The sequence below is a fragment of the Kitasatospora sp. NPDC058162 genome, from assembly GCF_042884005.1.
Classification (GTDB): Bacteria; Actinomycetota; Actinomycetes; order Streptomycetales; family Streptomycetaceae; genus Kitasatospora.
This window is the reverse complement of the sequence record NZ_JBHVUS010000011.1, coordinates 102,224-122,037: the sequence shown is the minus strand read 5'-3', so window position 1 is coordinate 122,037 and position 19,814 is coordinate 102,224. Positions and strand designations below refer to the sequence as shown.

General features: G+C 75.1%; 1 protein-coding gene. It reads left to right on the top strand.

The genetic code is table 11. The annotated features are described in order from the left end of the window. Positions 1-48: 48 nt before the first annotated feature. Entirely contained in the window at positions 49-19,776 is a 19,728-nt protein-coding gene (locus ACFVXG_RS22055; protein ID WP_387929894.1) for a type I polyketide synthase, read from the top strand. The last annotated feature ends 38 nt before the right edge of the window (positions 19,777-19,814 follow it).

The following is a 19,814-nucleotide window of genomic DNA, read 5'->3' as shown; positions in this document are numbered from 1 at the left end:
CTTGCGGCTAGCAGGCTTGCTTTTCAAGAACTGGAATGGTGAGATCCGATGGCGAACGAAGAGACTCTCCGGGACTACCTCAAATGGGTGACGACCGACCTCTACAACACGCGGCAACGCCTGCGTGAGGTGGAGGAACGGGGTCACGAGCCGATCGCGATCGTCGGCATCGGCTGCCGTTACCCGGGCGGGATCCAGGCCCCCGAGGATTTCTGGAACCTGCTGGCCGAAGGCCGTGACGGGGTCGCCGGAATTCCGACCGACCGCGGTTGGAACCTCGACGACCTCTACGCGGAGGACCCGGACGGCATTTCGCAGGTGCGGGAGGCCGGATTCATCGCGGACGCCAGCGGATTCGACGCCGGATTCTTCGGCGTCAGTCCGCGCGAAGCGGTGGCGATGGACCCGCAGCAGCGCGTGCTGCTGGAGGTCTGCTGGGAGGCGCTGGAGCGCGCGGGCATCGACCCGACCTCGCTGCGCGGCTCGCTCACCGGCGTGTTCGCCGGTGCCGCGCTGTCCGGTTACGGCTTCGGCACGGACGAGGACCTGGACGTCCACCTGATGACCGGGACCTCGACCAGCGTCATCTCCGGCCGGGTCTCGTACTCGCTGGGCCTCGAAGGCCCCGCGGTGACCGTGGACACCGCGTGCTCCTCGTCCCTGGTGGCGCTGCACCTGGCGGCCCAGGCGGTGCGCTCGGGCGAGTGCTCGCTGGCCCTGGCCGGCGGTGTCACGGTGACCGCCATCCCCATCATGTTCACCCAGTTCTCCAAGCAGCTCGGGCTGGCCCACGACGGACGCTGCAAGGCCTTCTCGGCCGAGGCCGACGGCATGGGCATCGCCGAGGGCGCCGGCATGGTCGTCCTGGAGCGGCTGTCCGACGCCCGCCGCAACGGGCACCCGGTGCTCGCGGTGATCCGCGGCTCCGCGATCAACCAGGACGGCGCCTCCAACGGCCTGGCCGCGCCGAACGGCCCGTCCCAGCAGCGCGTCATCCGCGCCGCGCTGGCCAACGCGCGCCTGTCGACCACCGACGTGGACGTGGTCGAGGCGCACGGCACCGGCACCACCCTGGGCGACCCGATCGAGGCCCAGGCCGTGATCGCCACCTACGGCCAGGGCCGCCCGGAGGAGGCCCCGGTCTTCCTCGGCTCGGTGAAGTCCAACATCGGCCACACCCAGGCCGCCGCCGGTGTCGCCGGTGTCATCAAGATGGTGCTGGCGCTGCGCAACCAGCGGATGCCGCAGACCCTGCACGCCCAGGAGCCCTCGCCGCACATCGACTGGACGGCCGGTGACGTCCGGCTGCTCAACGAGCCCCAGGCCTGGCCCTCCGGCGAGCGGGTGCGCCGCGGCGGCGTCTCCTCCTTCGGCGTCAGCGGCACCAACGCCCACGTCATCATCGAGGAGGCCCCGGCCGAGGACGCCGAGCCGGTGGAGGCCGTCGAGGCCGACGCGCCGGGCGACGCCCCGGCCGAGCAGAGCGCCCCCGAGGCCGCCCCGCCGGTGGTCTCGGGCGCCGCGGCCTGGCTGGTCTCCGGACGCTCGGCGGACGGGCTGGCCGCCCAGGCGGACCGCCTGCGCGACTGGCTCTCCGCCCGGCCCGCGCTGGAGCCCGCCGAGGTGGCCTGGTCGCTGGCGACCACCCGCGCCGCCTTCGAGCACCGGTCCGTCGTCCTGGGCGCCGAGCGCTCCGAACTCATGGGCGGCCTCGGCCAGTTGGCCGGAGGCCTGCAGAACTCCTCGGTCGTCACCGGGGTGGCGCACACCAGTGCGCGGTCCGTCTTCGTCTTCCCGGGCCAGGGCTCGCAGTGGCTCGGCATGGCCCGCGACCTCGCCGCCTGCAGCGACGTGTTCGCCACCCGCCTGGCCGAGTGCGAGGCCGCGCTGGCGCCGTACGTGGACTGGAAGCTCGCCGACGTGCTGACCGGCGCCGAGGGCGCGCCGGAACTGAAGGCCGCCGATGTGGTCCAGCCGGCGCTGTGGGCCGTCATGGTCTCCCTCGCGGCGGTCTGGGAGGCCGCCGGGGTGACCCCCGACGCGGTCGTCGGCCACTCGCAGGGCGAGATCGCCGCGGCCACCGTCGCGGGCATGCTGAGCCTGGAGGACGGCGCCAGGATCGTCGCGCTGCGCTCCCGGGCGCTGCGGGCGATCACCGGCATCGGCGGGATGCTGTCGGTGACCGAGCCGGCCGCCCGGGTCGAGGAGCGGCTGGCCCGCTGGGACGGCCGGCTCTCCCTGGCCTGCGTCAACGGGCCCTCCGCGGTCGTGGTCTCCGGCGAGGCGGCCGCTCTGCGCGAGCTCCAGGAGGAACTGCAGGCCGACGGCGTGCGCGAGCGGATGGTCGCCGTCGACTACGCCTCGCACTGCGCCCAGGTCGAGCGGCTGGAGGAGGAGATCGCCGCCCTGCTCGCCGGCGTGACGCCGCGGGCCGGACGGATACCCATGGTCTCCGCCGTCACCGGCGAACTGCTGGACGGCGAGGACCTGGACGCCGGGTACTGGTACCGGAGCCTGCGGGCCACCGTCCGCTTCGAAAAGGCGGTGCGCACCCTGGCCGGCCTGGACCACCAGGTGTTCATCGAGGTCTCCCCGCACCCGGTGCTGCTCGCGCCGATGACCGACACCCTGGAGGAGGCCGCCGTCGAGGCCGGCCCGGCCGTCCGGCCCGGGGCCGTCCTCGGCACGCTGCGCCGCGACGACGGCGGCGCGATGCGCCTGCTCACCTCGCTCGCCGAGGCCTTCGTCGCCGGTGTGGCCGTCGACTGGGCCAAGGTGCTGCCCGTCGCCGAGTCCGTCGAACTGCCCACCTACGCCTTCCGCCACCAGCGGTACTGGCCCAAGGGCATGCTGGCGCTGCCCGGCGCCGCCAAGGCCGGCGACGGGGACCCGGCCTCGCTGGGCCTGGGCTCCGTGAGCCACCCGCTGCTGCGCGCCGTGGTCGAACTGGCCGGCGAGGCCGAGCTGGTGTGCACCGGCCGGCTGTCGCTGCGCACCCACGCCTGGCTGGCCGACCACGCCGTCGGCGGCGTGGTCCTGCTGCCGGGCACCGGCTTCGTCGAGATGGTGGTGAGCGCCGGCCACCAGGTGGGCTGCTCGCTGATGGAGGAGCTGACGCTGCAGGCGCCGCTCGTCCTGCCCGCCGACGGCGCCGGCGTCCAGGTCCAGGTCGTGGTGGCCCCCGCCGACGAGGAGGGCCGCCGCCAGGTCGACGTGTTCTCCCGCCCCGACCGCCCCGAGGAGGAGGAGCAGGTCTGGGTCAAGCACGCCGCCGCGGTGGTCGCCCCGACGCAGACGTCCCCCCGGGCGGAGGAGGACCTCACCGTCTGGCCGCCGCGCGGCGCCCAGAAGCTCGACATCAGCGACCTGTACACCGTCCACCTGGCCGACATCTACGGCCCGGCGTTCCAGGGCCTCCAGGCCGTCTGGCGCCGCGGCGAGGACATCTTCGCCGAGGTCGCGCTGCCGGAGGAGGCCGGGGACGCCGGCTCGTACGGGCTGCACCCGGTGCTGCTGGACGCCGCGCTGCTGGCCGGTGTCGTCGCCGAGGCCGCCGAGGCCCAGGAGTCCGGCGGCGACGCCGAGCAGGGCCAGATCCGGATGCCGTTCGCCTGGACGGGCGTGGAGCTGCACGCCGCCGGGGCGCCGGTCCTGCGGGCCCGGCTGCGCCGGGACGCCCAGGGCGGCCTGACCCTCACCGCGGCCGACGCCACCGGCGCGCCCGTGGTCTCGGTCGCCTCGTTGATCACCCGGCCGGTCTCGCCGGACCAGCTGCGGGCGGCCGGCGACGAGTGGATCCGGGACGCGTTCTTCACCGTCGAGTGGGCCCCGCTGGCCCAGGGCGCGGTCCTCGACGGGCCGTGGGCGCTGGTCGGCGCCGACCGCTTCGCCGTGGCCGAGCAGCTGGCCGCCGCGGGCGTCCAGGTGCGCCGCTACGCCGACATCGCCGAACTGGCCGCCGCCACCGGCGCGGGCGAGGCCGCCCCCCGCGCGGTGCTCGCCTGCGTCGGCGGCGAGGACGCCGACGGCGTGACCGTGGCTGCCCGGCAGGCCGCCGGCGAGGCCCTGCACCTCGCCCAGGAGTGGCTGGGCGCACCGGAGTTGGAAGCCGCGCAGCTGGTGGTCCTGACCCGCGGCGGGATGGCCGTGCAGGCCGGCGACCGGGTGGCGGACCCGGCGGCCGGTGCGGTCTGGGGCCTGCTGCGCTCGGCGCAGCTGGAGAACCCCGGCCGGATCGTGCTGGCCGACCTCCCCGCCGACGGCGGCGAGGGCGAGGTCGCGGCGCTGCCGACCGTGCTGGGCAGCGGCGAGCCGGAGCTGGCCGTCCGGGACCGGAAGGGCTACGGCCGACGCCTGACCCGCCCCTCGGGCGAGCTGGTCGTCCCCGACTGGACCGTGGCCGCCGCACAGCGCCCCGAGGGCGAGGAGCGGCGCACGGTGCTCGTGACCGGCGGCACCGGAACGCTCGGCGGCGTGGTCGCCAAGCACATGGTGGCCACCGGGCGGGCGGGCGGCGCCGTGCTGCTCAGCCGCTCGGGCCCGGGCGCCGCGGGCGTCGCCGCGCTGGCCGCCGAGGTGGCCGCGCTGGGCGGCTGGGTCCGGGTGCTCGCCTGCGACGTGGCCGACCGGGACGCGCTGGCCGGTGTGCTGGCCGCCCTCCCGGCCGACGGCGCGCTGGGCTCGGTCTTCCACGCGGCGGGCATCATCGACGACGGCATGGTCGACTCGCTGAGCGCGGAGCGCGTGGCGGCGGTCATGCGTCCCAAGGTCGACGCCGCCTGGCACCTGCACGAGCTCACCCAGGGCCTCGACCTCGACCACTTCGTGCTGTTCTCCTCGGTCGCGGCGGCCTTCGGTGGCGCCGGCCAGGCCAACTACGCGGCCGCGAACGCCTTCCTGGACGCGCTGGCCGGCCACCGGCGGGCCGCCGGCCTGGCGGGCACCGCGCTGGCCTGGGGCCCCTGGATGCCCGAGGCCGGCATCGGCCGCGACCTCGACGAGGTGATGCTCCGACGGATGACCGGCTCGGGCCTCGCCGCCCTGAGTGAGCACGAGGGCCTGGCCCTGCTGGACCTGGCCCTGGAGCGGACCGAGGCCATCCTGGTCCCGGCCCGGCTGGACAAGGCCGCCCTGCGCGCGCAGGCGGCCGCCACCGGCGTCCCGGCGCTGTGGCAGGTGCTGGCCGACGAGATCATGCCCCGCCGGGCCGCCGTCACCTCCGCCGCCGGTGCCACCGGCACCAGCGCCGCGGACGTGCTGCGCCAGCAACTGGCCGGGCTGCCGGCCGCGGAGCGCGACCGGGTGCTGCTGGACCTGGTCCGCAGCCACGCGGCCGCGGTGCTCGGACACGCCTCGGGCGACGCGATCGAGGCGAACCGCCCGTTCACGGACCTGGGCTTCGACTCGCTGATCGCGGTCGAGTTCCGCAACCGGATGAACCCGGCGACCGGCCTGCGCCTGCCGGCCACCCTGGTGTTCGACTACCCCAGCCCGGTCTCGCTCGCCGCCATGCTGCGCGAGCAGCTCGCCGGGGACCTCGCCGACCTCGCGGACGCGGCCGGCCCGGCGACGACCGTCGCGCTCGCCATGGACGAGCCGATCGCGATCGTCGGCATGGCCTGCCGCTTCCCGGGCGGCGCGGTCGGCCCGGAGGAGCTGTGGCAGATGCTGGCCACCGGCACCGACGGGCTGTCCACCTTCCCGACCGACCGCGGTTGGGACCTCGACGCCCTCTACAACCCGGACGTGGACAACGTCGGCACCTCGTACACCCAGGTCGGCGGCTTCGTCCAGGACGCCAGCGCCTTCGACGCCGGCTTCTTCGGGATCAGCCCGCGCGAGGCGCTGGCGATGGACCCCCAGCAGCGCCTGCTGCTGGAGACCTCCTGGGAGGCGCTGGAGCGCGCCGGGATCGCCCCGGCCTCGCTCCGGGGCTCGCAGACCGGCGCCTTCGTCGGCGGCTACGGCTCCTCGTACCTCGCCGTCACCATGGCGGACGAGGAGGAGGTGGAGAGCCTCGGGGCGCACCTGATGACCGGCAACGCCGCCAGCGTGCTGTCCGGCCGGGTCTCCTACACGCTCGGCCTGGAGGGCCCGGCGGTGACGATCGACACCGCCTGCTCCTCCTCACTGGTCGCCCTGCACCTGGCCGCCCAGGCCCTGCGCAACGGCGAGTGCACGCTGGCCCTGGCCGGCGGTGTCACGATCATGGCGAGCCCGGACGGGTTCCTGGCCTTCTCGCACGCCCGCGGTCTGGCCGAGGACGGACGGTCCAAGGCCTTCTCCGACGACGCCGACGGCATGGGCATGGCCGAGGGCGCGGGCATGCTCGTGGTCGAGCGGCTGTCGGACGCCCGCCGCAACGGGCACCCGGTGCTCGCGGTGATCCGCGGTTCGGCGATCAACCAGGACGGTGCGTCCAACGGTCTGACCGCGCCGAACGGCCCGTCCCAGCAGCGCGTCATCCGCGCCGCCCTGGCCAGCGCCCGACTCTCGACGGCCGACGTCGACGTGGTCGAGGCGCACGGCACCGGCACCACCCTGGGCGACCCGATCGAGGCCCAGGCCCTGCTGGCCACCTACGGCCAGGACCGCGGCGAGCGCGGCTCGCTGTGGCTGGGCTCGGTGAAGTCCAACCTGGGGCACACCCAGGCGGCCGCCGGTGTGGCCGGTGTGATGAAGATGGTGCTGGCGCTGCAGCACGAGCAGCTGCCGCGGACGCTGTACGCGGACGTCCCGTCCTCGCACGTGGACTGGGAGGCCGGTGACGTCCGACTGGTGAACGAGCCGGTGCCGTGGCCGGCCGGGGAGCGGGTGCGCCGGGCCGGCGTGTCGGCCTTCGGCATCAGCGGCACCAATGTGCACGTCATCGTCGAGGAGGCCCCGGCCGAGGAGGTCGAGGCCGCGGACGCCGCGGGCGTGGACGACGCGGCGGACGGTGCCGCCGACGCCGTCGAGGCGCCGGAGACGGCGCCGGTGGCGGCTGGTGCCGGCGCCTGGCTGGTGTCGGCCCGCTCGGCCGAGGGGCTGGCGGCCCAGGCGGGCCGGCTGCGCGCCTGGGCGGTGGCCCGGCCGGAGCTGGAGCCGGCGGAGGCGGCGTGGTCGCTGGCGACGACGCGTTCGGTGTTCGAGCACCGGGCGGTCGTGGTCGGTGGCGGGCGGGCCGAGCTGGTGTCGGGGCTGCAGAGTCTGGCGGCCGGTGTGCCGTCGGGTTCGGTGGTGTCGGGTGTGGCGCGGCCGGGTGCGCGGACGGTGTTCGCGTTCGCCGGTCAGGGCTCGCAGTGGGTCGGCATGGGCCGTGAACTCGCCGAGGTGAGCCCGGTGTTCGCGGCGCGCCTGGCCGAGTGTGAGGCGGCGCTGGCGCCGTACGTGGACTGGAACCTGGACGAGGTGCTGGCCGGTGCCGAGGGCGCTCCCGCGCTGGAGGCCGCCGATGTGGTGCAGCCGGCGCTGTGGGCCGTCATGGTCTCGCTCGCGGCGGTCTGGGAGGCCGCGGGCGTCACGCCGGACGCGGTCGTCGGCCACTCGCAGGGCGAGATCGCGGCGGCGACCGTGGCCGGGATGCTGTCCCTGGAGGACGGTGCCCGGGTGGTGGCGCTGCGCTCCCAGTCGCTGAAGGTGTTGGCGGGCCTGGGCGGGATGCTCTCCGTGAGCACCTCCGCCGCCGTCGCGGAGGAGCGCATCGCGCGCTTCGGCGAGCGGCTGTCGCTGGCGGCCGTCAACGGCCCCTCGGCGGTGGTGGTTTCGGGTGATCCGCAGGGTCTGGAGGAGCTGAAGGCGGAGTTCGAGGCCGAGGGCGTCCGCGCCCGGATGGTCGCCGTGGACTACGCCTCGCACTCCGCCCAGGTCGAGCGCCTGGAGGAGGAGATCCGCTCCGTCCTGGCGGGTGTGACGCCGCGTCGCGGACGCGTGCCGATGGTCTCCGCCATGACGGGGGAGACGCTGACGGGCGAGGAGCTGGACGCCGCCTACTGGTACCAGAGCCTGCGCGCGACGGTGCACTTCGAGCGCGCGGTGCGCACCCTCGCGAGCCAGTACTGCCAGGTGTTCGTGGAGGTCACCCCGCACCCGGTGCTGATGGGCGCGATGAACGACACCCTCGAAGAGGCCGCCCAGGAGGCCGGCCCCGGCGCGGTGCCGGCGGCCGTCTGCGGCACGCTGCGCCGCGACGAGGGCGGGACGGCCCGTCTGGTCACCTCGCTGGCCGAGGCCTTCGTCAACGGCGCCACCGTCGACTGGACGGCTGTTCTGCCGTCGACCGACGCGGTCGAGCTGCCGACGTACGCCTTCCAGCACCAGCGGTTCTGGCCGCAGGGCGTGCTGGCCCTGCCGACCTCGGCGGGCTCGGTCCTCGGCGGGGACGGTGCGAGCACCGAGGCGGAGGCCCGGTTCTGGGCGGCCGTCGAGGGCGGGGACCTGACGCAGCTGGCCGACACGCTGCTGGTGGACGGTGACCGTCCGTTCAACGAGGTGCTGCCGTCGCTGGCGTCCTGGCGGCGCCGCGAGCTGGACCGGTCGGTGACCGCGAACTGGCGCTACCGGGTGAACTGGGCGGCGATCACCGAGTCCGACTCGCGTGTCCTGTCGGGTACGTGGCTGCTGGTGGTTCCGGCCGGGTTCGACGGGCAGTCGTACGGTTCCGCGCTGGCTGCCCGTGGCGCCGAGGTCGTCGTGGTCGAGGTGCCCGCCGGGTCGGTGGACCGGGCCGAGGTGGCCGCGCTGCTGGCCGAGGCGGTGGAGCCGTCCTCGGTGGCGGGTGTGCTGTCGCTGCTGGCGCTGGACGAGACGGTGCTGCCGGAGTACCCGGTGGTGACCGGTGGCCTGGCGACGACGCTCGCCCTCGTGCAGGCGCTGGGTGACGCGGCGGTCTCCGCGCCGCTGTGGCTGGCCACGAGCGGTGCGGTGGCGGCCGGTCCGGGTGAGGCGCTGGCCAACCCGGTGCAGGCGCAGGTGTGGGGTCTGGGCCGGGTCGTCGGCCTGGAGCACCCGGAGCGCTGGGGCGGTCTGGTCGATCTGCCCGAGGTGCTGGACGAGCGGGCGGCTGCCCGGCTGGTCGCGGTGCTCGCGGGCTGCGGCGAGGAGCAGGTCGCGATCCGGACGGCCGGGATCCTCGGCCGCCGGCTCTCGCGGGTGCCGCAGCGAGGCGGCGAGGACGGCTGGACCCCGCGTGGCAGTGTGCTGATCACCGGTGGCACGGGTGCCATCGCCGGGCACGTCTCGCGCTGGCTGGCCGGTCGCGGTGCGGAGCGGCTGGTGCTGACCGGCCGGTCCGGTCCGGCGGCAGCCGGCATCGCGGCGACCGTCGCGGAGCTGGCCGGGCAGGGTGCGCGGGTGGACGTCGTCTCCTGTGATGTGACGGACCGTTCGGCGCTGGCCGGGCTGGTGGACTGGATCGGGGAGACCGGTCCGGCGCTGTCCTCGGTGCTGCACACGGCAGCCGTCCTGGACGACGGCGTGGTGGACCGGCTGTCGGTGGACCGCCTGGAGACGGTGCTGGCTGCGAAGGCGGCGAGCGCGGTGTACCTGGACGAGCTGACCGCGGGCCTGGACCTGGACGCCTTCGTGCTGTTCTCCTCGGCCGCGTCCACGCTGGGCGGCCCGGGCCAGGGCAACTACGCGGCGGCCAACGCCTTCCTGGACGCCCTGGCGGAGAACCGGCGCAGCCGGGGCCTGGCCGGTCTCGCGGTGGCCTGGGGCCTGTGGGGCGGTGGCGGCCTGGCGGAGTCCAACGAGGCGATCCGCTCGCGGATGCGCCGGATCCCCATGCCGCCGATGGACCCGCAGCTGGCCGTGCGCGCCCTGGCCGAGTCGATGGCGGGCCCGGAGCCCGTCGTCACCGTGATGGACGTCGACTGGCGGCAGCTGGGCTCGGCGCCGGGCACGGCGGACGTGCTGGACATGCCGCTGGTGCGCGACATGCCCGAGATCCGGCGCCTGGCCGCCGAACGGGCGGGGGCCGGCGACACCACGCGCAGCGACGGCGAACTGGCGCGCCGCCTGGGCGGGTTGGGCCGGGCCGAGCAGGACCGGGTGCTGACCGACGTGGTGCGGGCCGAGGCGGCGGCCGTCCTGGGCCACTCCTCGGCGGACATGGTGCAGGCCCGGCAGGCCTTCAAGGACCTGGGCTTCGACTCGCTGACCGCCGTCGAGCTGCGCAACCAGCTCAACGCGGCCACCAGGCTGCGGCTTCCGGCCACGCTGGTGTTCGACTACCCCACCCCGGTCGCCCTCGCCGAGTTCCTGCGCGGCGAGCTGGTCGGGGAGCAGACGGCCGAGGCCGCCGCCCCGGTGGCCGTGGTCACGGGCCCGGTGGTGGACGAGCCGCTGGCGATCGTCGGCATGGCCTGCCGCTTCCCGGGCGGCGCGGGCACCCCCGAGGAGTTCTGGGAGCTGCTCAACGCGGGCGGTGACGCGGTGGGCGGGTTCCCGACCGACCGCGGCTGGGACCTGGACGGGTTCTTCGACCCCGACGGGGGCTCCGGCACCTCCTCCACCGAGTCGGGCGCGTTCCTGCGGGACGCGGCGGGCTTCGACGCCGGGTTCTTCGGGATCAGCCCGCGTGAGGCGCTGGCGATGGACCCGCAGCAGCGGCTCATGCTGGAGACCTCCTGGGAGGCGCTGGAGCGGGCGGGCATCGACCCGGCCTCGCTGCGCGGCTCCTCCACCGGTGTGTTCGCCGGCGGCTTCGGCTCCGGCTACGCCATCGGCATGGCGCTCACGGGCCAGGACGGTTCGGGCGTCGAGGGCCACCTGATGACCGGCAACTCGACCAGCGTGCTGTCCGGCCGCGTCTCGTACGTGCTGGGCCTCGAAGGCCCGGCGGTGACGGTCGACACCGCGTGCTCCTCCTCGCTGGTCGCCCTGCACCTGGCCGCCCAGGCCGTGCGCTCGGGTGAGTGCTCGCTCGCGCTGGCCGGTGGTGTGACCGTCATGGCGACGCCGTTCTCCTTCGTGGAGTTCTCGCGGCAGCAGGGCCTGGCGACGGACGGCCGGTGCCGGGCGTTCTCCGAGGACGCGAACGGCACGGGCTGGGCCGAGGGCGCGGGCGTCCTCGTGGTGGAGCGGCTGTCGGACGCCCGGCGCAACGGGCACAAGGTGCTCGCGGTGATCCGGGGCTCGGCGGTCAACCAGGACGGTGCGTCCAACGGCCTGTCGGCGCCCAACGGCCCCTCGCAGCAGCGGGTGATCCGGGCCGCGCTGGCCAGCGGTCGCCTGACCGCCGCCGACGTGGACGTGGTCGAGGCGCACGGTACGGGCACGACGCTCGGTGACCCGATCGAGGCCCAGGCGCTGCTGGCCACGTACGGCCGGGAGCGGGGCGGGCACGGCCCGCTGCGGCTGGGGTCGGTGAAGTCCAACATCGGGCACACCCAGGCCGCGGCCGGTGTGGCGGGCGTCATCAAGATGGTGCTGGCGCTGCAGAACGAGCGGATGCCGCAGACGCTGCACGCCGAGGTGCCGTCCTCGCACATCGACTGGTCGGCGGGCGAGGTCGAACTGCTGACGGAGTCGGTGCCGTGGCCGGCGGGCGGACGTCCGCGGCGCGCGGGCGTGTCGGCGTTCGGCATCAGCGGGACCAACGCCCACATCATCGTGGAGGAGGCCCCGGCGGCCGAGGCCGTCGAGGCCACCGAGGCACCGGAGACGGAGCCGGTGGTGTCCGGGGCCGGTGCGTGGGTGCTCTCGGGCCGCTCGGCGGACGGTCTGACGGCCCAGGCCGGTCGGCTGCGGGAATGGGTCTCGCAGCGGCCGGAGCTGCAGCCGGCGGATGTGGCGTGGTCGCTGGCCGCGACGCGTACGTCCTTCGAACACCGGGCGGTCGTGCTCGGCGCGGGGCGCGATGAGCTGATGTCGGGTCTGCAGGGCCTCGCCGCCGGGGTCTCCTCCGGTGCGGTGGTGTCGGGCGTGGCCCGGGCGGATGCCCGGGTGGGTCTGGTGTTCGCCGGGCAGGGGTCGCAGTGGGCCGGGATGGGCCGGGGGCTGTACGAGGGCAGCGAGGTGTTCGCCGGGGTCTTCGACCGGGTGAGCGGGCTGCTGGAGTTGGAGCTCGGGATCTCGGTGCGGGATGTCGTGCTGGGGGCCGAGGGCGTCGACGAGGCGCTGGCGGACCAGACGCTGTACGCGCAGGCGGGTCTGTTCGCGTTCGAGGTCGGTGTGGCCGCTCTGCTCCAGGCCGCTGGCGTGGTGCCGGATGCGGTGGTGGGTCATTCGGTGGGTGAGGTCGCGGCCGCTTATGTGGCCGGGGTGTTGTCGCTGCCGGATGCGGCGCGTCTGGTGGCGGCGCGGGCCCGGTTGATGCAGGCGCTGCCGAGTGGTGGTGCGATGGCGGCGGTCAACGCGCCGGAGGCGGAGGTCGTTGCGACGCTCGCCGAGGGTGCCGTGATCGCGGCGGTCAACGGTCCGGAGTCGGTCGTGGTCTCGGGTGAGGTCGAGGCCGTGGACCGGGTCGTGGAGCTGTGGCGGGAGCGGGGTCGCCGGGTGCGGCGACTGCGGGTCTCGCACGCCTTCCACTCGCCGGCGATGGACCCGGTGCTCGACGAACTGACCGCTGTCGCGGCTGGGTTGGAGTACGGCCGTCCGCAGGTGATGTGGGCGGGCGCGCTGACCGGTGAGCTGGTGACGGAGTGCGAGGCGGGCTACTGGCCGGCGCAGACGCGTCAGGCCGTGCGCTTCGCCGACGCCGTCGCCGCGCTCGCCAAGCAGGGCGTCACGGTGTTCATCGAGGTCGGCCCCGACGGCTCCCTGTCCTCGCTGGGTTCGGACATCGTCGCGAGCACCGGGAACGAGGACGCCGTCTTCGTCCCGCTCCAGCGCCGTAACGACGAGAGCGTCCCCAGCCTGGTCACCGGCCTGGCCCGGGCGTACGTCAACGGCGCTGCGGTGGAGTGGAGTTCGGTGCTGCCCGCCGGTTCACCGGTCGAGCTGCCGACCTACGCCTTCCGCCACCAGCGGTTCTGGCCGGAGGGCATCCTGGCGATGCCGGTGGCCGGTGGGGACGGTGCGAGCAGCGAGGCGGAGGCCCGGTTCTGGGCGGCCGTCGAGGGCGGGGACCTGACGCAGCTGGCCGACACGCTGGCGGTGGACGGTGACCGTCCGTTCAACGAGGTGCTGCCGTCGCTGGCGTCCTGGCGGCGCCGGGAGCTGGACCGGTCGCTGACCGCGAACTGGCGCTACCGGGTGAACTGGGCGACGGTCGCCGAGCCCGACTCGCGGGTGCTGTCGGGGACGTGGCTGCTGGCGGTTCCGGCCGGGTTCGACGGGCAGGCGTACGGTTCCGCGCTGGCTGCCCGTGGCGCCGAGGTCGTCGTGGTCGAGGTGCCGGCCGGGCTGGTGGGCCGGTCCCAGGTGGCCGCGCTGCTGACCGGGGCCGTGGCGCCGGCCGGCGTGGCGGGTGTGCTGTCGCTGCTGGCGCTGGACGAGACGGCGCTGCCGGAGCACCCGGTGGTGACCGGTGGCCTGGCGGCGACGCTCGCCCTCGTCCAGGGGCTGGGTGACGCGGCGATCTCCGCGCCGCTGTGGCTGGCCACGAGCGGTGCGGTGGCGGCCGGGCCGGGGGAGACACTGCCCAACCCGGTGCAGGCACTGGCATGGGGCCTGGGCCGGGTCGTCGGCCTGGAGCACCCGGACCGCTGGGGCGGTCTGGTCGACCTGCCCGAGGTGCTGGACGAGCGGGCCGCTGCCCGGCTGGTCGCCGTGCTCGCGGGCTGCGGCGAGAACGAGGTCGCGGTCCGGTCCGCCGGAATCCTGGGCCGTCGGCTCACCCGCGCCTCGCAGCTGCGCGGCAAGGACCGCTGGACCCCGCGCGGCAGCGTGCTGATCACCGGTGGCACGGGTGCCATCGCCGGTCACGTCTCCCGCTGGCTCGCCGAGCGCGGCACCGAGCGGCTTGTTCTGACCAGCCGCTCCGGCCCCGCCGCTCAGGGCGCGGCAGCGCTCGCCGCCGAGTTCGCGACGGCCGGCTCCGCGGTCGAGATCGTCGCCTGTGATGTGACGGACCGCTCGGCGCTGGCCGGGCTGGTGACCTGGATCGGGGAGACCGGTCCGGCACTGTCCTCGGTGCTGCACACCGCCGCCGTCCTGGACGACGGCGTGGTGGACCGGCTCTCGGTGGACCGCATGGAGACGGTGCTGGCCGCGAAGGCGGCGAGCGCGGCGCTCCTGGACGAGCTCACCGCGGACCTGGACCTGGACGCCTTCGTCCTGTTCTCCTCGATCTCCTCCACGCTGGGGGCCGCGGGGCAGGGCAACTACGCGGCAGCCAACGCCTACCTGGACGCCCTGGCGGAGAACCGGCGCAGCCGTGGCCTGGCCGCGCTCACCGTCGCCTGGGGTGCCTGGGCCGGCGGCGGCATGGCCGAGTCCAACAGTGTGGTGCAGGCCCGGGTCAAGCGCGGCCCGATGCCCGCCATGGACCCGCAGCTCGCCGCCCGCGCCCTGGGCGAGGCGCTGGAGGGACCGGACGCGCTGGTGACCGTGATGGACGTGGACTGGGCGCAGCTGGCCTCCGGGCCCGGCGCCGCGGACCTGCCCGAGCGGCCGCTGGTGCGGGACCTGCCCGAGATCCGTCAGCTGGCCGCGGGCGGCGGGGCCACGGCCGCCGTGGTCCGCAGCGAGAGCGAGCTGGCGCACCGGCTGGCCGGGCTGGCCCGCGCCGAGCAGGAGCGGGTGCTCACCGAGCTGGTGCGGGCCGAGGTCGCGGTCGTGCTGGGGCACGCCTCGGCCGACGCGGTCGAGGACCGGCGCGCGTTCAAGGACCTGGGCTTCGACTCGCTGACCGCCGTCGAACTGCGCAACCGGCTGAACGCCGCGACCGGCATCCGCCTGCCCGCCACGCTGGTCTTCGACTACCCGACCCCGACGGTCCTCGCCGAGTTCCTGTGCGGCGAACTGACCGGCAAGGTGGCGGCTGCCGCCGCTCCGGTGGCCGTGGTCACCGGCCCGGTGGTGGACGAGCCGCTGGCGATCGTCGGCATGGCCTGCCGCTTCCCGGGCGGGGCCGGCACTCCCGAGGAGTTCTGGGAGCTGCTCAACTCCGGCGGTGACGCCGTGGGCGGGTTCCCGACCGACCGCGGCTGGGACCTGGAGGGCTTCTACGACCCGGAGCGCGGCAACGCCGGGACCTCGTACACCCAGTCGGGCGCCTTCCTGCGGAACGCGGCGGAGTTCGACGCCGGGTTCTTCGGCATCAGCCCGCGCGAGGCGCTGGCGATGGACCCGCAGCAGCGTCAACTGCTGGAGACCTCCTGGGAGGCGCTGGAGCGGGCGGGCATCGACCCGGCCTCGCTGCGCGGCTCCTCGACCGGTGTCTTCGCGGGCGGCTTCGCCTCGGGCTACGGCTTCGGCGTGACCCTGGCGAGCCAGGGTGACTCCGGTGCCGAGGGCCACGTGATGACCGGGAACGCGACGAGCGTGCTCTCCGGCCGGGTGTCGTACGTGCTGGGCCTCGAAGGCCCGGCGGTGACGGTCGACACCGCGTGCTCCTCCTCGCTGGTCGCCCTGCACCTGGCCGCCCAGGCCGTGCGCTCGGGCGAGTGCTCGCTGGCCCTGGCCGGCGGTGTCACCGTGATGGCGACGCCGGGCACGTTCATCGACTTCTCGCGCCAGCAGGGCCTGGCGGCCGACGGCCGGTGCCGGGCGTTCTCCGAGGACGCCGACGGCACGGGCTGGGCCGAGGGCGCGGGCGTGGTCGTCGTGGAGCGGCTGTCGGACGCCCGGCGCAACGGGCACAAGGTGCTCGCGGTGCTGCGCGGTTCGGCGGTCAACCAGGACGGTGCGTCCAACGGTCTGACCGCGCCCAACGGTCCCTCGCAGCAGCGGGTGATCCGGGCGGCGCTGGCCAGCGGCCGGCTGACCGCCGCCGACGTCGACGTGGTCGAGGCGCACGGCACGGGCACGACGCTCGGTGACCCGATCGAGGCCCAGGCGCTGCTGGCCACCTACGGCCAGGAGCGGCCGGAGGACCGGCCGCTGCTCCTCGGCTCGGTGAAGTCCAACATCGGCCACACCCAGGCCGCGGCCGGTGTGGCGGGTGTCATCAAGATGATCCTCGCGCTGCAGCACGAGCGGCTGCCGCAGACGCTGCACGCCGAGGTGCCGTCCTCGCACGTGGACTGGGCGGCGGGCGAGGTGCGGCTGCTGACCGAGCAGGTGGCCTGGCCGGCCGACGGCCGGGTGCGGCGTGCGGGTGTGTCGGCGTTCGGCATGAGCGGCACCAACGCGCACGTCATCCTGGAGGAGGCCCCGGCGGCCGAGGCCGTCGAGGTCACCGAGGCGCCGATCGCGGACCCGGTGCTGCCGGGTGCGGGTGCCTGGGTGGTGTCGGGCAAGACGGCGGACGGTCTGACGGCCCAGGCGGGTCGGCTGCGGGAGTGGGTCTCGCAGCGGCCGGAGTCGGAGCCGGCGGAGGTCGCGTGGTCGCTGGCGACGACGCGTACGTCCTTCGAGCACCGGGCGGTCGTGCTCGGAACCGAGCGCGACGAGCTGATGTCGGGTCTGCGGAGCCTGGCTGCCGGTGTGTCGGCGGCGTCGGTGGTGTCGGGCGTGGCCCGGGCCGGTGCCCGGGTGGGCCTGGTGTTCGCCGGTCAGGGGTCGCAGTGGACCGGGATGGGCCGGGGGCTGTACGAGGGCAGCCCGGTCTTCGCGGAGACCTTCGACCGGGTGAGCGGGCTGCTGGAGTTGGAGCTCGGGATCTCGGTTCGGGACGTGGTGCTGGGGGCCGAGGGCGTCGACGAGGCGCTGGCCGATCAGACGCTGTATGCGCAGGCCGGGCTGTTCGCCTTCGAGGTGGCGGTCGCGGCGGTGCTGGCGGCGTCCGGTGTGACGCCGGATGCGGTGGTGGGCCACTCGGTGGGCGAGGTCGCGGCCGCTTACGTGGCCGGAGTCCTCTCCCTGGAGGGCGCCGCCCGTCTGGTGGCGGCGCGGGCCCGGCTGATGCAGGCGCTGCCGAGCGGCGGTGCGATGGCGGCCATCAACGCCTCCGAGGCGGAGGTCGTTTCGACGCTCGCCGAGGGTGCTGTGATCGCGGCCGTCAACGGCCCGGAGTCGGTCGTGGTCTCCGGTGAGACGGAGGCCGTGGACCGGGTGGTGGAGCTGTGGCGGGAGCAGGGTCGTCGGGTGCGGCGGCTGCGGGTTTCGCACGCGTTCCACTCGCCGGCGATGGATCCGGTGATCGGCGAACTGACGGCTGTGGCCGAGGGGTTGGAGTACGGCCGTCCGCAGGTGATGTGGGCGGGTGCGCTGACCGGTGAGCTGGTGACGGAGTGCGAGGCGGGTTACTGGCCGGCGCAGACCCGTCAGGCGGTGCGCTTCGCGGATGCCGTCGCCGCGCTCGCCAAGCAGGGCGTCACGGTGTTCATCGAGGTCGGCCCCGACGGCTCGCTGTCCTCGCTCGGCCCCGACGCCGTGGCAGGGGTCGACGGTGAGGAGGCCGTGTTCGTCCCGCTCCAGCGGCGCGACGACCAGGGCGTCAACGGCCTGGTGACCGGCCTGGCCCGGGCGTACGTCAACGGTGCTGCGGTGGAGTGGAGTTCGGTGCTGCCGACCGCCTCGCCGGTCGAGCTGCCGACCTACGCCTTCCGCCACCAGCGGTTCTGGCCGGAGGGCATCCTGACGCTGCCGACGCTGTCCCCGGCGGGCGGCGACGGTGCGAGCACCGAGGCGGAGGCCCGGTTCTGGGCGGCCGTCGAGGACGGGGACCTGGCCCGGATCGCCGACACGCTGGCGATCGAGGACCAGCAGCAGCTCGGTGAGGTGCTGCCCGCTCTGGCGTCCTGGCGACGTCGCGAGCAGGACCGGTCGCTGACGGCCAACTGGCGCTACCGGGGCGGTTGGTCGGCTATCGCCGAGCCCGACTCCCGGGTACTCTCCGGCACCTGGCTGGTCGCCGCCCGTACCGGCTCGGCCGATGACCTGACGCGCCAGAGCGTGGCCGCGCTGGCTGCCCGTGGTGCCGAGGTCGTCGTGGTCGAGGTGCCCGCCGGGTCGGTGGACCGGGCCGGGGTGGCCGCGCTGCTGGCCGAGGCCGCGGAGCCGTCCGGTGTGGCGGGTGTGCTGTCGCTGCTGGCGCTGGACGAGACGGTGCTGCCGGAGCACCCGGTGGTGACCGGTGGTCTGGCCGGCACCCTGAGCCTGATCCAGGCAGTGGGCGATGCCGGGATCTCCGCGCCGTTGTGGCTGGCCACGCGTGGTGCGGTGGCAGCCGGTCCGGGTGAGGCGCTGGCCAACCCGGTGCAGGCCCAGGTGTGGGGTCTGGGTCGCGTCGTCGGCCTGGAACAGCCGGACCGTTGGGGCGGGTTGGTCGATCTGCCCGAGGTGCTGGACGAGCGGGCGGGCGCCCGGTTGGTCGCGGTGCTCGCGGGCTGCGGTGAGACCGAGGTCGCGGTCCGGTCCGCCGGGATCCTGGGCCGTCGGCTCACCCGGGCCTCGCAGCCCCGGGGCAAGGACGGTTGGGCGCCGCGCGGCAGCGTGCTGATCACCGGTGGCACGGGTGCCATCGCCGGGCACGTCTCGCGCTGGCTGCCCGGTCGCGGTGCGGAGCGGCTGGTGCTGACCGGCCGGTCCGGCCCCGCCGCCACCGGCATCGCGGCGACCGTCGCGGAGCTGGCGGCCCGGGGCACCCGGGTGGACGTCGTCTCCTGTGATGTGACGGACCGCTCGGCGCTGGCCGGGCTGGTGACCTGGATCGGGGAGACCGGTCCGGCGCTGTCCTCGGTGCTGCACACGGCCGCCGTCCTGGACGACGGCGTGGTGGACCGGCTGTCGGTGGACCGCCTGGAGACCGTACTGGCCGCGAAGGCGGCGAGCGCGGTGTACCTGGACGAGCTGACCGCGGGCCTGGACCTGGACGCCTTCGTCCTGTTCTCCTCGGCCGCGTCCACGCTCGGCGCAGCCGGTCAGGGCAACTACGCGGCGGCCAACGCCTTCCTGGACGCCCTGGCGGAGAACCGGCGCAGCCGCGGTCTGGCCGCGCTCACCGTCGCCTGGGGTGCCTGGGCCGGCGGCGGCATGGCCGAGTCCAGCAAGGTGGTCCGGGCGAGGGTCAAGCGGGCCCCGATGCCGGCGATGGACCCGCAGCTCGCGGTGCGGGCACTGGGCGAGTCGCTGGACGGGCCGGACGCCGTCGTCACGGTGATGGACGTCGACTGGGCCGAGCTGGTCGCCTCGCCCGGCCCGGTGGATCCGCGGGAGATGCCGCTGGTGCGGGAGCTGCCGGAGATCCGTCGGCTGGCCGCCGCGCGCACCGACGGCAGTGCCGCGGTCCGCGAGGAGGGCGGACTGGCCCGTCAGCTGGCCGGGCTGACCCGCGCCGAGCAGGAGCGGGTGCTCACCGACCTGGTGCGGGACGAGGTCGCGGTCGTGCTGGGGCACGCCTCGGCCGACGCGGTCGAGGACCGGCGGGCGTTCAACGACCTGGGCTTCGACTCGCTGACGTCGGTCGAACTGCGCAACCGGCTCAACGGCGCGACGGGTCTTCGACTGCCGGCCACGCTGGTGTTCGACTACCCGACCCCGAACGCCCTTGCCAGCTGGCTGCGAACCGAGATTGTCTCGGACGAAGCGGTGTCGGTGCCGATCCTTGCCGAGCTCGACCGGCTCGAGGCCGCCCTCCGTACCGGGTCGATGGACGACCCGGTGCGCGAGGAGGCCACCGACCGACTCCGTCGGCTGCTGGACGCCATCGGCGACCAGGCCGCCGACAAGAGCAAGAAGCGGCGCGAAGCGGAACTCGAGGGCGCGACCGACGACGAGCTGTTCGCTCTCGTCGACGAGCTCGAGTGACGCCTGTCCGGCCCTGAGGGGCTCTGCTCGAACCGGGC